The sequence below is a fragment of the Streptomyces sp. NPDC102360 genome (assembly GCF_044766085.1).
Taxonomy (GTDB): Bacteria; Actinomycetota; Actinomycetes; order Streptomycetales; family Streptomycetaceae; genus Streptomyces.
Genome location: NZ_JBIWLG010000020.1, coordinates 1 through 12,358, shown reverse-complemented (window position 1 = coordinate 12,358; position 12,358 = coordinate 1). Strand labels below are relative to the sequence as shown.

General features: G+C 71.0%; 11 protein-coding genes and 1 riboswitch. Of the genes, 6 read left to right on the top strand and 5 right to left on the bottom strand.

The window, feature by feature from the left end:
* Positions 1–163: 163 nt before the first annotated feature.
* Together ACIRHA_RS40960 and thrC are read right to left on the bottom strand one after the other, a co-directional pair.
* Positions 164–439 carry a ubiquitin-like small modifier protein 1 gene (locus ACIRHA_RS40960; RefSeq protein ID WP_403856582.1) on the bottom strand — a complete coding sequence of 92 codons (276 nt, stop codon included), beginning with the start codon at positions 437–439 and terminating at the stop codon, positions 164–166.
* A 34-nt stretch (positions 440–473) separates the two neighbouring features.
* Positions 474–1,781 (bottom strand): threonine synthase, encoded by a 1,308-nt coding sequence (gene thrC / locus ACIRHA_RS40955; RefSeq protein ID WP_403856580.1) that lies wholly within the window; start codon positions 1,779–1,781, stop codon positions 474–476.
* 16 nt (positions 1,782–1,797) lie between these two features.
* Positions 1,798–1,926: riboswitch (SAM riboswitch) on the bottom strand.
* Positions 1,927–2,087: 161 nt separating this feature from the next.
* Here thrC and ACIRHA_RS40950 point away from each other — a divergent pair.
* From ACIRHA_RS40950 to ACIRHA_RS40940, 3 genes are all read left to right on the top strand, one after another.
* Positions 2,088–3,035 carry a glucosyl-3-phosphoglycerate synthase gene (locus tag ACIRHA_RS40950; RefSeq protein WP_403856721.1) on the top strand — a complete coding sequence of 316 codons (948 nt, stop codon included), beginning with the start codon at positions 2,088–2,090 and terminating at the stop codon, positions 3,033–3,035.
* A 38-nt stretch (positions 3,036–3,073) separates the two neighbouring features.
* On the top strand, positions 3,074–4,921 hold the full coding sequence (locus ACIRHA_RS40945) for a hypothetical protein (RefSeq protein WP_403856579.1): 1,848 nt from the start codon (positions 3,074–3,076) through the stop codon (positions 4,919–4,921).
* 86 nt (positions 4,922–5,007) lie between these two features.
* A complete protein-coding gene (locus ACIRHA_RS40940) occupies positions 5,008–6,399 on the top strand; it encodes a trehalose-6-phosphate synthase (protein ID WP_403856577.1) in 1,392 nt (463 codons plus the stop codon).
* Here ACIRHA_RS40940 and otsB read toward each other — a convergent pair.
* The 3 genes from otsB to ACIRHA_RS40925 all read right to left on the bottom strand — a co-directional run bounded on the left by otsB (position 6,376) and on the right by ACIRHA_RS40925 (position 8,900).
* A complete protein-coding gene (gene otsB, locus ACIRHA_RS40935; protein ID WP_403856575.1) occupies positions 6,376–7,206 on the bottom strand; it encodes a trehalose-phosphatase in 831 nt (276 codons plus the stop codon). The two genes, ACIRHA_RS40940 and otsB, sit on opposite strands and share 24 nt — an antisense overlap.
* A gap of 184 nt (positions 7,207–7,390) precedes the next feature.
* Positions 7,391–7,618, bottom strand: coding sequence for a DUF3263 domain-containing protein (locus tag ACIRHA_RS40930; RefSeq protein WP_403856573.1), 228 nt, complete (start codon positions 7,616–7,618; stop codon positions 7,391–7,393).
* A 10-nt stretch (positions 7,619–7,628) separates the two neighbouring features.
* Entirely contained in the window at positions 7,629–8,900 is a 1,272-nt protein-coding gene (locus ACIRHA_RS40925) for an ABC transporter substrate-binding protein (RefSeq protein WP_403856571.1), read from the bottom strand.
* A 140-nt stretch (positions 8,901–9,040) separates the two neighbouring features.
* Between ACIRHA_RS40925 and ACIRHA_RS40920 the strand changes: the two genes are divergently transcribed.
* The 3 genes from ACIRHA_RS40920 to ACIRHA_RS40910 all read left to right on the top strand — a co-directional run bounded on the left by ACIRHA_RS40920 (position 9,041) and on the right by ACIRHA_RS40910 (position 12,173).
* On the top strand, positions 9,041–9,991 hold the full coding sequence (locus tag ACIRHA_RS40920; RefSeq protein ID WP_403856569.1) for an ROK family protein: 951 nt from the start codon (positions 9,041–9,043) through the stop codon (positions 9,989–9,991).
* Positions 9,991–11,127: an N-acetylglucosamine-6-phosphate deacetylase gene (gene nagA / locus ACIRHA_RS40915; RefSeq protein WP_403856567.1), complete on the top strand. Its 1,137-nt coding sequence runs from the start codon at positions 9,991–9,993 to the stop codon at positions 11,125–11,127. The genes ACIRHA_RS40920 and nagA overlap by 1 nt, the downstream gene beginning before the upstream one ends.
* Before the next feature lie 116 nt (positions 11,128–11,243).
* On the top strand, positions 11,244–12,173 hold the full coding sequence (locus ACIRHA_RS40910) for a 1-phosphofructokinase family hexose kinase (protein ID WP_403856565.1): 930 nt from the start codon (positions 11,244–11,246) through the stop codon (positions 12,171–12,173).
* Positions 12,174–12,358 lie beyond the last annotated feature (185 nt).

Genomic DNA, 12,358 nt, shown 5'->3' with positions numbered 1-12,358 from the left:
CATATGCGCCCGTCATGCACCGCTCGGGGAAACGCAGCAACTTCCCCAACTGTACCGCGCTCAACCATGCAGAATTGCCCCCTCCGCTTCTCTGGCGGAGAGGGCAATTCGGATAACTCAGCGTAGAACGCGAACGATCAGTCGTCCGCGCCCTGCCCGACGATCAGCCGCCGGCGACGGCCGGAATGATCGAGACGCCCGCGCCGTCCGGCGTCGACGTCTCGAGGCCCTGCTCGAAGCGGACGTCGTCGTCGTTCACGTACACGTTCACGAAGCGGCGCAGCTTGCCCTGGTCGTCGAGGACGCGGGCGGCGATACCGGTGTGGTTCTTCTCGAGGTCGGCGATGACATCGGCGAGGGTGGCGCCCTCGGCGGCGACCTCGGCCTTGCCGCCGGTGTAGGTGCGCAGGATGGTGGGGATGCGAACGTTGACGCTCATGGTGGTAACTCCTGTTGCTACAAGTCGGTCGGGCTCAGTGGTCGGCGGCGAGGCCGGCCTCGCGGAACGCGTCGAGGCTGGGCCGGATCGTGGCCGTGGCCTGAGACGAATCGGCGACCGCGTCAAGCGTCTTGAGGCCGTCACCGGTGTTCAGGACCACCGTGGTCAGCGACGGGTCGATGTGACCCGACTCGATGAGCTTCTTCGTGACGCCCAGCGTCACACCGCCGGCGGTCTCCGCGAAGATGCCCTCCGTGCGCGCGAGCAGCTTGATCGCGTCGACGACCTGCTCGTCGTTCACGTCCTCCACGGCGCCGCCGGTGCGGCGCGCGATGTCGAGGACGTAGGGGCCGTCGGCGGGGTTGCCGATGGCGAGGGACTTGGCGATGGTCGTCGGCTTCTGCGGGCGGACCACGTCGTGGCCGCCCTTGTAGGCGACGGAGACCGGGGAGCAGCCCTCGGCCTGGGCGCCGAAGAGCTTGTAGGGCTTGTCCTCGACGAGGCCGAGCTTGATCAGCTCCTTCAGGCCCTTGTCGATCTTCGTGAACTGCGAGCCGGACGCGATCGGGATGACCAGCTGGTCCGGGAGCTGCCAGCCGAGCTGCTCGCAGATCTCGTACGCGAGCGTCTTGGAGCCCTCGCCGTAGTACGGGCGCAGGTTGACGTTGACGAAGCCCCAGCCCTCGCCCAGCGGGTCGCCGATGAGCTCGGAGCAGAAGCGGTTCACGTCGTCGTAGTTGCCCTCGATGGCGACGAGGTCACCGCCGTAGACACCGGCCATGACGACCTTGCCCTGCTCCAGGTCGTGCGGGATGAACACGCAGGACCGGAAGCCGGCACGGGCGGCGGCGGCGCCGACGGCGCCGGCCAGGTTGCCGGTGGAGGAGCAGGAGAGCGTGGTGAAGCCGAAGGCGCGGGCGGCCTCGATGGCCTGCGCGACGACGCGGTCCTTGAAGGAGTGCGTCGGGTTGCCGGAGTCGTCCTTGACGAACAACTTGCCCTCGGCGACGCCCAGTTCACGGCCGAGGTTGTCGGCCTTGACGAGCTTGGTCCAGCCGGGGTTGATGTTCGGCTTCTCGGCGACGTCGGCCGGGACGGGCAGCAGCGGGGCGTAGCGCCAGATGTTGGCGGGCCCTGCCTCGATCTGCTTGCGGAGCGCCTCGGGGTCACCGACGGGGAGGTCGTACGCGACTTCGAGGGGGCCGAAACACTCGGCGCAGGCGAAGACAGGGCCGAGCGGGACGACGGCGCCGCACTCGCGGCAGGAGAGGCCGGAGGCCGGACCAAGGTCGACGGAGCCCGTCGAGGCGGCGGTTTCGGTGGCGGCAGTCTGTACGGACATGGAGCGAGGCCCTCTCTCCTCATCTTCCTCGCGACGCATCTCGCCGCGAGACGGAATTGGCACCTTCCCCACCGTGACCTCGCGGTCGGCGGGAGGGTTGCCGGGGCTTCAACGGGCCGTTTCCCTCTGCCCCTCTGGATGAGCGGTATTCGATTGTGTGGATTCAGTTGTGTACGGCAGGCGACCCCCGGCATGCGATGGTCACCAGCCTTGTTCAAGACTGTAACCGAAGGCCCGGACCCTAGAGATAGTCGTCCGAACCGCGAGATGGATCACATGGCGATCCTTAGGGAAGGAAACCAGACCGTGCTGGAAGAGGTCGAGCGCTGGCTGAACAGGCGCTCCTGGTCCGTGGCGGACCTTCCGCTGCACCGGTTGGTCGCCGCCAAGCACGCGTCGGGGCAGACGGTGAGTGTCGTACTGCCCGCGCTGAACGAGGAGGAGACGGTCGGCGAGATCGTCTCCGAGATCCGGCGGACGCTGATGACGGACGCGGTGCCGCTCGTCGACGAACTGGTCGTGATCGACTCCGGCTCCACCGACCGCACCTCCGAGGTCGCGGCGGCGGCCGGGGCGCGCGTCGAGCACCGGGACGCGATCCTGCCGCGGATCCCGGCCAGGCCCGGCAAGGGCGAGGTGCTGTGGCGCTCCCTGTTCGTCACGTCCGGTGACATCGTGTGTTTCGTCGACGCCGACCTGAGGGAGTTCTCCGCGGACTTCGTCTCCGGGATCGTCGGGCCGCTCCTGACCGAGCCGGGCGTGCACTTCGTGAAGGCGATGTACGACCGCCCGCTGGCCGGGGCCACCGGGGAGGGCGGCCGGGTGACCGAGCTGATGGCGCGGCCGATACTCAATCTGCACTGGCCCCAACTGGCCGGATTCGTCCAGCCGTTGGGCGGCGAGTACGCGGCCCGGCGCTCGCTCCTCGAACGGCTCCCGTTCCCCGTCGGATACGGCGTGGAGCTCGGCCTGCTCGTGGACGCGCTGCACACCGTGGGCCTCGACGCGCTCGCCCAGGTCGACGTCGGCGTGCGCAAGCACCGGCACCAGGACGGGCAGGCGCTCGGCCGGATGGCGGCGGCGATCTACCGCACGGCCCAGCTGCGGCTCGCGCGCGGGCACCTCGTCAGGCCGGTACTCACGCAGTTCGAGCGCGGCGAGGACGGCTTCGAGCCGCGAACGCACCCGGTCGACACGGAGGAGCGGCCTCCGATGATCGAAATCGGTGAGTATGCGGAGCGTCGCGTGGCATAAGCGCCGCATAATCATATGTTTTGTCTAGTTTGCCCTTTATGTGGCTTAGACAATTCAAGGGCAGGGCGGCGTGCGCCGTCACCGCCACCCTCGCCGCCTGTCTGACAGGCATGGCGGGCCTCGCGCCGAGTCCCGCCTCCGCGGATGTGGTCTCCCCCTTCGCCAAGCGCTACGACGAATCGATCTACGGCGACTTCAAGACCATCGGCAACACGGTCATGGGCTGCCCGACGGACGACGCCACGATGGCCGCGCGCTGCGCCGTCGCCGCCAACGGCGAGGGCAAGGACAACAACAACACGTTCGTCATGCAGCGGATCAACACCGCGGGGACGACGGACGGCTACGGCTCCAGCACCGGCCGGGTCACCATCCCGCCCGGCGCCGAGGTCGCCTACGCCCGCCTCTTCTACGGCGGCAACGACGGCACGTACAAGGGTCCGAGCGGGGCCCAGATGAAGCGCTGCGACATCTCCGGCGCCGATGTGGACCCCTCGCCCGGCGACCCGCTGGACGCGACGCCCTCGGTCGGCGTGAACGGCACGGCCCCGACCAAGGTCTCCCCCGAGAACCTGGTCAAGGACCCCGCCTCGACCAACGGCCCGCACTACTACACGGGCGAGGCCGACGTGACGGGCCTCTTCAGCGGGGTCACCGGCACGGGCACCCCGGTCCCGGTCTCGGTCGGCGACATCTGGGCGCCCACCGGCAAGGGCTGTGTGGCCGGCTGGTCGATGACCGTCGTCTACAAGTACGACTCCCCGAACGAGACCTACGCTCCGGACCGCCGCAACGTCTACGTCTACGGCGGCCACGTCCTGCAGCGCTCCACCTCCCCGGCCACCCGGGTCACCGTGGACGGCTTCTACCGGACCTCGGGCACGCCGCACGCGAGCGTCACCGCGTACGAGGGCGACTGGAACACGCCGGGCGACAAGTTCGCCGTCGGCGGCCGGAACATCCCCGAGGCGCACACCGGCAACACCAACAACTTCTTCGTCTCCGAGGACGACGGCGCCCTCGCCCCGAAGATGGTCAACAACCTGAGCATCGACGCGAAGGAGTTCGACGTCACGGGCAGCGGCACCACGCGCGCCGCGGGGGCCGAGCCGATCCCGGTCGGCTCCACGTCCACGACGCTTGACTTCTCCACCAAGGGCGACACCTACGTCCCCTCGGCGCTCGCCCTGTCCGTCCCGGTGCCCGACCTGGAGATCAGCAAGACGGCGAGCCCGGCCAAGGTCGAGCCCGGCGACACGGTCACGTACACGGTGAAGGCGAAGAACGTCAGCCGGCTGCCGTACCCGAACGCCAAGTTCACCGACGACCTCACCGAGAACCTCGACGACGCGACGTACAACGACGACGCGGCGGCGAGCATCGGGAACGTCTCCTACACCGAGCCGAAGATCAACTTCACCGGTGACATCCCGGCCGGGAAGACGGCGACCGTGACGTACTCCGTGAAGGTCAACGACCCGGTGAGCGGTGACGGCAAGCTCACGAACAGCGTCACCGCCGACACCCCGCGCACCAACTGCGAGGACGGCTCCCCCGACGCGCGGTGCGGCATCACGCCCATCATCGGGGAGGCGCCGGCGCCGGCCAGCCCCTCGCCGGCCGGCCCCTCGCCGACGAGCCCGGCGCCGAGCGAGCAGCCCAGTGAGCAGCCCGGTGAGCAGCCGGGTGCGCAGACGCCCGAGCCGACCCCATCGACGGGCACCCAGAGCCCGCAGGCCCGGCCCACCCCGCCGAACCCGCCGAACGGTGGCGAGATGGCCGAGACCGGTTCCGACTCGAATCTGCCGCTGTACGGCGGCCTCGCCGTCACGCTGTGCGGGCTCGGCGCGCTGATCCTCGCCGCCGTCCGCGGCCGCAAGGGCTGACCCGACCGCAGGTGTCGTATACGGCCGGGCCCCGTCGGGGCCCGGCCTTACGTTTGAACGTTTCCGGGCCGGGCTAGCGTGCCCGTATGAGTTCCACGACGCATGGTGCTGCTGAGGTTCTCGTCGCGTCCAACCGCGGCCCGGTCTCGTACGAGGTCGACGACGCCGGGGGGATCGCGGCGAAGCGCGGCGGGGGCGGTCTGGTGTCGGCGCTCAGCGTCGTCGAGGACAAACTGTGGGTGTGCTCGGCGCTGAGCGACGGCGACCGGGAGGCGGTGCGGCGCGGGGTCGCCGAGCCGGGCGTACGGATGCTCGACATCGACGCCGACGTGCACACGGACGCGTACAACGGGATCGCGAACTCGGTGCTGTGGTTCGTGCACCACATGCTGTACCAGACGCCTCTGGAGCCGTCGTTCGGCCCGGAGTTCCGCAGGCGGTGGGCGTCCTACGAGGCGTACAACCGGGCCTTCGCCGAGGCGCTCGCCGAGGAGGCGGCGCCGGGCGCGACCGTGGTCGTGCAGGACTATCACCTGACGCTGGTGCCGGGGATGCTCCGCGAACTCCGCGGCGACCTGCGGATCGGGCACTTCTCGCACACGCCCTGGGCGCCCGTCGACTACTTCCGGATGCTGCCCGACGACATCGCCGAACAGGTGCTCAGGGGCATGCTCGGCGCCGACCGCTGTGCCTTCCTGACCCGGCGCTGGGCGGACGCCTTCACCGACTGCTGTACGCATCTCGTCGGCGGCACGTCCGGGACCCGGATCGGGGTGCACGGGCTCGGCGCCGACGCGGACTTCCTGCGTGAGCGGGCGCACCGGGACGACGTGGAGGAACGCCTTGCGGCGCTGCGGGCGCAGATCGGCGGGGACGGGTCACGGAAGGTGATCGTCCGGGTCGACCGGACCGAGCTGTCGAAGAACATCGTGCGGGGGCTGTGGGCGTACGAGCTGCTCCTTGAGTCCGCGCCCGAGTGGCGGGAGCGGGTCGTGCACGTCGCGTTCGCCTATCCGTCGCGGCAGGACCTGGCCGTGTACCGCGATTACACGGACGAGGTGGCGCGGGTCGCCGAGTCCATCAACTCGCGGTGGGGAACGGAGGATTGGACCCCGGTCGTACTCCACGTGAAGGACGACTTCGCGCGCTCGCTCGCGGCGTACCGGCTCGCGGACGTGGCCCTGGTGAACCCCATCCGGGACGGGATGAACCTGGTCGCCAAGGAGGTGCCGGTCGTCTCCGACGACGGGTGCGCGCTGGTGCTCTCGCGGGAGGCGGGGGCGTACGAGGAGCTGGCCGAGGACGCGCTGACCGTCAACCCCTATGACGTGAGCGGGACTTCGCGGGCCCTCGCGGAGGCGCTCGCCATGCCGTGGGACGAGCGGGCGGAACGCACGAAGCGGCTCGCCGCCGCGGCGACGGCGCTGCCACCGGGAACGTGGTTCCTCGACCAGCTACAGGCGCTGCGCGAGGGCTGAGAAGAAGGCGGCCAGTTCGGCGGGGCCGTCCACCAACAGGTCGGCCCTTTCGGCGAGTTCGGGCACGACCCTGTCCGCCGCCACCAGGAGGCCGGGCACCCCGTCGGAGCGCAGCTTCTCCACTGCCGCGAAGGCCGGGAGGTCGCCGAGGTCGTCGCCCGCGTAGAGGACGGACTCCGCGCCCACCTCCCGTACGTACTCGGTGAGCGCCACGCCCTTGTCGACGCCGGGCGGGCGCAGCTCCAGGACCAGGCGGCCCGGCTCCACGATCAGGCCGTGCCGGGCGGCGAGCTCGGCCAAGAGGTCGCGGAGGGTTTCGAAGGCGGCCCGCGGGTCGCGCGCGCGGCGGGTGTGGACAGCGACGGCGCGGCCCTTCTCCTCGATGTACGTGTCGTGCCAGAGGTTCGACTCGGCCAGTACGCCGGGGAGTTCGGAGCGTACGGAGGCGACGCCCGGGTGCGGGGCGGGGGCGGTCACCGTGCCGGTGACGGCGTCCCAGCGTTCGGCGCCGTAGTGGCCGAGGACGACGAGATGTTCCAGGCCGGGGACACCGGCGAAGCCGCCGTGGCGGACCGCGGTGGCCGCGGGGCGGCCGGTGACGACCGCGACGGAGGCGACCTTCGGGGCCAGGGCGGCGAGGGCCGGGACGGCGTCGGGGTGGGCGCGGGCCTGGTCCGGGTCGGGGACGATGGGGGCGAGGGTGCCGTCGAAGTCGATGGCGACGACTCCCCTCCGGGGGTGGGCCAGGAGGGCGTCCAGGCCCTCGCGTCCTGCGGTCGTCCGGGGGGCGTACTCGTGGCTTGCCATGCCGTTGACGATAGCCGCGCCGTCCCTGCGCCACGGGGCTCCGCCCCGGACCCCGCGCCTCAATCGCCGGCGGGGCTTGATCGTTCAATCCCGGCAGGGCGCGATAGTTCAAGCCCCGGCGGGGGTTGGTATTTCAAGCCCCTGCGGCGATTGAGCAGCGGGGTCCGGGGCGGAGCCCCGGGGGTTAGCGTTCGCGGCGGCGCGCGTCCCGGACCCGGCGCAGCCTGTTCACCGTGACCGGGGCGAATTCGAGGGCGCGGGGGTCGTCCAGGAGGGCGTTCAGGAGTTGGTAGTAGCGGACGGGGGCGAGGTCGAGGTCCTCGCGGATCGCGCGTTCCTTGGCTCCCGGCGAGGGCCAGCCACGGCCCTCGAACGTGAGCACCTCGCGTTCGCGATCGCCGAGAGCATCCATACGGCTCACGCTACTCGGCGGATTCCGCCGCCGCCGCATCGTTCTGGATCGACCCGAGCGTCCCCGCCGCACTCCCCTGCGGAGCCACCGTGGAGCCGATCTGCTTCTTGATCTCGGCGCTCACCTCGGGCCAGGACGTCTTGTTGGCCGGGTAGTACGTCGCGCCCGCGAGCTCGTCGATGAACGGACGCAGCGCCTTGTCCTTCGCCGAGGACGTCATCGCGTTCGACGCGGAGACCGTGACCGGCGCGACGGTGTACTTGCGGGAGAACTCGAGGACGTTCTTCTTGTTGTACGCGTAGTCGAGGAACGCCCCGGTCTCCTTGGGGTGGCCGCCCTGCTTGAACGCCATCATCCAGTCGTTGACGCCCATCGTGGACCTGGGCGTGCCGGACGGACCGGGGATGGCCACGTCTCCGTAGTCGACGCCCTTGGCCTTCGCCATGTTCATCAGCGTGGGGTGGCCCGACAACATGCCGACCTGGCCCTTGGCGAAGGCCTGGAACGCGGGCGTGCGGTTGAGCTTCGCGGGGGCGGTCGGGCCGGTGAGGCCCTTGGTGACCAGGTTGTTCTTGAGCCAGGACAGCGCTTCGACGTTCTTCTTGTCGTCGAGGGCGTAGCTGCCGACGTTGTCGGTGTAGCCGCCGCCGTTGCTGAGCGTCCAGATCAGCGTCTCGGCCTGCGCCTCTTCCGTGCCGAGCGGCAGCGCGAAGGGGTAGCGCACGCCCTGCGCCTTGAGCGCCTTGGCGTCGGATACGAGGTCGGCCCACGTCTTCGGCGGCGTGATGCCGGCCTCGGTGAAGAGCTTCTTGTTGTAGAAGAGGCGGCGCGTGGAGGCGGCGAACGGCATGCCGTACTGCGCGCCCTTGATCTCGCCCGCCTGGCTCATCTGACCGATGAAATCGGCCTGGACGGGGACCGAGAGCAGCTTGTCGACGGGGTACAGCTTGCCCGCCGCGGCGTAGTCGGCGTACGCGCCGATCTGCGCCATGTCGGGCGCGTGGCCCGCGGCGACCATGTCCTTGACCTTCTTGTCGACGACGTCCCAGGAGTGGACGTCGACGTCGACCTTGATGTTCGGGTGCTGCTTCTCGAAGCCGGCGGCGAGGTCGTCCCAGTACTTCTGGGAGCTGTTGGCCTTGGAGTCGCCGTAGTCGGCCGCGACCAGCCGCAGCGTGACGGCGTCGTCCGAGCCGCCGCTTCCACAGGCTGTGAGCAGCGACGACGCGGCCACTACTCCGAGCGCGGCCGCCACGGTCAGAGCCGTCCTCCCCTTGCGCACTGCCGCACTCCAACTGTGTCCCTCGCGCCACAGGCCTGTCCCATGGTCCCCCGGAAGGTCTACACCACATGGGCGCCACAGCGGAAACGAGGGGGGACTGGACTAGACCTCTCAAGGGTGGACGCGCGAGACTGTCCCCCGTGAAACATGTCATCGCCCTGGACGTGGGCGGCACCGGGATGAAGGCCGCCCTGGTCGGGGCCGACGGCAATCTGCTGCACCAGGCGCGCCGGGCGACCCAGCGCGAGCGCGGCGCCGACGCGGTCGTGGAGTCGATCCTCGGCTTCGCCGCCGACCTGCGCGCGTACGGCGAGAAGCACCTCGGCGAGCCCGCCCGCGCCGCGGGCGTCGCGGTGCCCGGCGTCGTGGACGAGACGAACGGCATCGCCCTGTTCGCGGCCAACCTCGGCTGGCGCGACGTACCCATGCGGTCCCTGCTCAGCGAGCGGCTCGGCGGCATCCCCGTGGCCCTCGGCCACGACGTGCGCACCGGCGGGCTCGGCGAGGGCCGGCTCGGGGCGGGCAAGGACGCCGACCGGTTCCTGTTCATGCCGCTGGGCACCGGGATCGCCGGCGCCATCGGCATCGACGGGCGCATCGAGCCCGGCGCGCACGGCTCCGCCGGCGAGATCGGCCATGTGGTCGTCCGCCCCGGCGGCGTGGCCTGCGGCTGCGGTCAGCGCGGCTGCCTGGAGCGGTACGCCTCCGCCTCCGCGGTCACCCTGGCCTGGCAGGAGGCGAGCGGCGACGAGAAGGCGACCGCGGCGGACTGCGCGAAGGCCGTCGACGCGGGAGACCCGAAGGCGGTCCGGGTCTGGCAGGACGCGGTGGACGCGCTCGCCGACGGCCTTGTGCTCGCGCTCACTCTGCTGGACCCCCGCACGCTGATCATCGGTGGCGGGCTCGCCGAGGCCGGGGAAACCTTGTTCACGCCCCTGCGCGCGGCCGTCGCGGAGCGCGTCACCTTCCAGGCGCTCCCCACGATCGTCCCGGCCGTCCTCGGGGACAGCGCCGGATGCCTGGGCGCGGGACTGCTCGCCTGGGACCTGCTAGCCGACGTCACTGTCGACACCACGGAGGTAACCGCCTGATGGCCACAGCAAAGGTGCTCGCCGGTGCCCAGGTGGTGCTGCCCACCGGGACCGTCACCGACGGACGCGTCATCGTCGACGGCACGCGGATCGTCGGGAGCGCTCCCGACGGTGCCGAGACCCTCGACCTGACCGGCCACTGGGTGGTCCCCGGCTTCGTCGACATGCACAACCACGGCGGCGGCGGCGCGTCCTTCACCTCCGGCACGCTCGACGAGATCCTCACGGGCCTGCGGACGCACCGCCAGCACGGCACGACCACGGCCGTCGCGTCCTTCGTCACCGGCAGCATGGACTTCCTCGTCCAGCGTGCGGGACTGCTCTCCGAGCTGGCCGAGCACGGGGAGATCGCGGGCATCCACTTCGAGGGCCCGTTCATCTCGCCGTGCCGCAAGGGCGCCCACGACGAGACGCTGCTGCGCGACCCCGACCCGGCCGAGGTCCGCAAGCTGCTCGACGCCGCCCGCGGCCAGGCCAGGATGGTCACGCTCGCCACCGAACGGCCCGGCGGCATCGACTCCGTACGCCTCCTCGCCGAGCACGGCGTGCTCGCCGCGATCGGCCACACCGACGCGACGTACGAGCAGACGGTGGAGGCCGTCGACGCGGGCGCCACGGTCGCCACGCACCTGTTCAACGCGATGCCCGCCCTCGGCCACCGCGACCCCGGGCCGATCGCGGCGCTCCTGGAGGACGAGCGGATCACCGTCGAACTGATCAACGACGGCACACATCTGCACCCGGCCGCCCTGGAGCTGGCGTTCCATCACAAGGGCGCGGAGAAGGTCGCGTTCATCACCGACGCGATGGACGCGGCCGGGTTCGGCGACGGGCGCTACATGCTCGGCCCGCTGGAGGTCGAGGTGAAGGACAGCGTGGCGCGGCTCGTGGAGGGCGGCTCCATCGCCGGCTCGACGCTCACCCTCGACCGGGCGTTCAAGCGGGCGGTCACGATCGACAAACTGCCCGTCGAGGACGTCGTCCGGGCCATCTCCGCCAACCCGGCCCAACTCCTCGGCATCTACGACAAGGTGGGCTCGCTGGAGCCCGGCAAGGACGCCGACCTCGTGGTCCTGGACGCGGAGTTCGAGGTCAAGGGCGTGCTGCGCAAGGGCGAGTGGCTGGTCCGGCCGTAACACCGGCGTTAACTCCCGACCGATACAAGGCGGTTGGTCCGCGGCCTGGGCCAACCGCCTTGACTTTGGCATGATCAGGCCCCGTTACTGAAAGTACGTAAGGGGGGTGAGGTCCTGTGATCCTCACGGTCACGCTGAACACCGCACTCGACATCACGTACCGGGTGCGGTCCCTGCGCCCGCACACGACGCACCGCGTCACCGAGGTCACCGAGCGGCCCGGCGGCAAGGGTCTGAACGTGGCGCGGGTGCTCGCCGCGCTCGGTCACGAGGTGGCCGTGACGGGGTTCGTGGGCGGCGCGACGGGCCGCACGCTCCAGGACCAGCTGCTCGGCACCCCGGGTGTCGCGGACGCACTGGTACCCGTCTCCGGCACGACCCGGCGCACGATCGCCGTCGCCGACGCCTCGACCGGCGACACGACGCAGCTCAACGAGCCGGGCCCGACGATCACGCCCGCCGAGTGGGCGGCCTTCCAGGAGGCGTACGCGGATCTGCTGCGCTCCGCCTCCGCGGTCGCCCTGTGCGGCAGCCTGCCGCCGGGCGTCCCGGTCGGCGCCTACGCGACGCTGGTGCGCGCGGCGCGTGCCGCTTCCGTCCCAGTGCTGTTGGATACCAGCGGCGAACCGCTGCGCCGCGGCGTCGCGGCGCGCCCCGACCTGGTAAAGCCGAACGCGGACGAGCTGGCCGAACTCACCGGCTCCCACGAGCCGTTGCAGGCCATGAAGGACACGCGGCGCCGCGGGGCGCATGCGGTGGTCGCGTCGCTCGGGGCGGAGGGGCTGTGCGCCCTTACGGCGGACGGGGAGTGGCGGGCACCGGCGCCGGGCCACCTCACCGGGAACCCGACGGGGGCGGGTGACTCCGCCGTGGCGGGGCTGCTGTCCGGCCACGTCGACCACCTTCCGTGGCCCCAGCGGCTCGCCCGAGCGGTGGCACTCTCGGCGGCGACCGTCGTGTCCCCCGTCGCCGGCGAATTCGACCCGTCGACGTACGAGGACCTGGTCGGCCGTGTCACGGTCGCCGAACAGGTCGGCGCGGCCTAGGGCCTCCGGCGGTTGAGCCAATCAAGCCCCGCCTTGTGGACGAGAGCCAGCGGGGTCCGGGGCGGAGCCCCGGGGCGCTCGCCGGGTAGCCGTGGCTGGGCTTGGGGCTCTGCCCCATACCCCGCGCCTCAATCGCCGGCGGGGCTTGAGTGACGCAGCCTCAATCGCCGGAGGGGCTTGATTTG

Bases quoted from the DNA above. Each gene is read 5' to 3' on its own strand.
- ACIRHA_RS40960 (WP_403856582.1), bottom strand. From the start codon at position 439: ATGAGCGTCAACGTTCGCATCCCCACCATCCTGCGCACCTACACCGGC.
- thrC (WP_403856580.1), bottom strand. From the start codon at position 1,781: ATGTCCGTACAGACTGCCGCCACCGAAACCGCCGCCTCGACGGGCTCC.
- ACIRHA_RS40945 (WP_403856579.1), top strand. From the start codon at position 3,074: ATGTGGCTTAGACAATTCAAGGGCAGGGCGGCGTGCGCCGTCACCGCC.
- ACIRHA_RS40940 (WP_403856577.1), top strand. From the start codon at position 5,008: ATGAGTTCCACGACGCATGGTGCTGCTGAGGTTCTCGTCGCGTCCAAC.
- otsB (WP_403856575.1), bottom strand. From the start codon at position 7,206: ATGGCAAGCCACGAGTACGCCCCCCGGACGACCGCAGGACGCGAGGGC.
- ACIRHA_RS40930 (WP_403856573.1), bottom strand. From the start codon at position 7,618: ATGGATGCTCTCGGCGATCGCGAACGCGAGGTGCTCACGTTCGAGGGC.
- nagA (WP_403856567.1), top strand. From the start codon at position 9,991: ATGGCCACAGCAAAGGTGCTCGCCGGTGCCCAGGTGGTGCTGCCCACC.